The following is a 1,828-nucleotide window of genomic DNA, read 5'->3' as shown; positions in this document are numbered from 1 at the left end:
GGGATTAAAATTGATTATTCCCACTCTAAGACAGACTATTTTAGAAGAATAGTATTTGTTCAGTAGACACTAATTGGTAATCATACGATCGTGTTTGGATTTAACGAGCATAGTATGTTGCTGATTGAAAATTTACGCAAAAAGAAACGCCGGGTTGTTGTTGTCGCAGATCGCTTGCCGCATGAAGTTATTAAATATTTAGAAGCGAATCGAATTGCCGTTATTCACCACCATGATCAGCAGGAAAATAAATATACAAAGGCTGGTATTAGTCGGGCGAAAAATATTATTATGTTGCATCAACAGGATATCGATAATTTAAATGAATTTATCGATTTTCAAACTGACTTTACTAAGTATAAAAGGAAGAATCATCAGCTTGTTGTATACATTCATCTCCATGAGCCGCAGTCTAGAGTTTTGTTTGCAGAATTAGACAAAACGATGAATGGTTATGATCCAGCTATTAAAGTGAAACAAATTAATATTTACCAGTCATTCGCACAAGCATTATTTGAAAAGCAATCCATTTTAAAAAGTGTGCAAGCAAACAACTCTGCCCATTTATTGATTATCGGTTTTGGTTCAATCGGTCAGCAGATTGCATTACAAGCTTCTGCTCAACTAAGTGGTCTTAGCAAAACTAAATTTAAGATCACGGCACTTGATCAATTCATTATGGAAGCCAAACGGGATTGGTTGAGCGATTACCCTGATACTGTCGAGTCTGTACCGATTACATTTCGCTCCTTTGATATTAAGAGTGACAGGTTGGAAGAGGTTATTCGGGAACAGGAACAACCTGTCACACATATTTTTATTTGTCTGGATGATGATCTTGACTTGTGGGCGGGAATTGAGTTGTCGAACAAATTTCCACAGGTTCCAATTTTTATCGAGTATTCTGAAGGCAGCTTTGCTGAGAAATGGATTCAATCAGAAGTAAGCGGAAACCGATTAATCTATAGTTTAGGTACTTTTCAAGAAGTATTAACAGAAGAAAATATCTTCAAGTAATGAAGTCAATCCAAAACAGGCAGGTGATCATTTGTGATTACCGGGCTGTTTAATATTTAGCTCAATATCTTTGCCTAGTTGATTCTAGTTGGAATGATCAAATCCAAATATTTGCTATTGTTATATCCTAAGGTTAGGATGTGTATATATCCTAAGGTTAGGATATAATTTTTGATAAAGGAGAATGAAGATGATTCAAAGTTTAGATCGGATTAATCAATTAGCGAAGAAAGCAAAAAATCAAGGACTGACAGCAGAGGAGTTAGCTGAAAGAGATAACCTTCGTCAAGAGTATTTAGCAGAAATTCGTGGACAAGTTAAGAATACAATGGCTACCGTAACGGTCGTTAACGAAGCTGGCCAAGATGTTACACCGGCAAAGCTGATCGCCGAAAAAGCAAAACAATCGCTGGAGTTTTTCTAAAAGCATATCATTAAAAAGAGGTGACTAAATGTCTGAGTCGAATGCTCAAACAGAAGGAGACTTAAGATTATTTCGGATTTGGTTAAAATCAACGAAAATGATTTTTAACCTGCATTATTCATAACTTGATTTTTTATAGGTGATTTGCCCATTAAATTGCCAAAAGTGAATGCCAGTTAGGGAAATTTAGTTTTTATAACTAAATAAGTATGGTTGCTCGTTAAATTTTCACTTTTCTCTATCCGCTTTTTCCCATCAAACTTAAAAATGGGCAGACTTATCCCTCGAGATGATTTCAGTTTTTAAAATTATGGATGGCTATTGATTGGGTCACTCAATAAGCGGTATGCCCTGAATTTTTTTCAAGGCGAACCAAAAGTGTTTTTT

2 protein-coding genes are annotated in these 1,828 nt (G+C 35.4%); both read left to right on the top strand.

Going from position 1 to position 1,828, the window contains the following annotated elements; genetic code table 11:
* The first annotated feature begins 90 nt into the window (after positions 1 to 90).
* A complete protein-coding gene (locus ABD814_RS08500; protein ID WP_344912204.1) occupies positions 91 to 1,017 on the top strand; it encodes a hypothetical protein in 927 nt (308 codons plus the stop codon).
* Positions 1,018 to 1,207: 190 nt separating this feature from the next.
* Positions 1,208 to 1,441: a DUF896 domain-containing protein gene (locus ABD814_RS08495; protein ID WP_425549071.1), complete on the top strand. Its 234-nt coding sequence runs from the start codon at positions 1,208 to 1,210 to the stop codon at positions 1,439 to 1,441.
* Positions 1,442 to 1,828: the final 387 nt, after the last annotated feature.

This window comes from Amphibacillus indicireducens (assembly GCF_039539605.1).
Classification (GTDB): domain Bacteria; phylum Bacillota; class Bacilli; order Bacillales; family Amphibacillaceae; genus Amphibacillus; species Amphibacillus indicireducens.
Note: the sequence above shows the minus strand (reverse complement) of the source record. Positions and strands in the feature narration are given on the sequence as shown.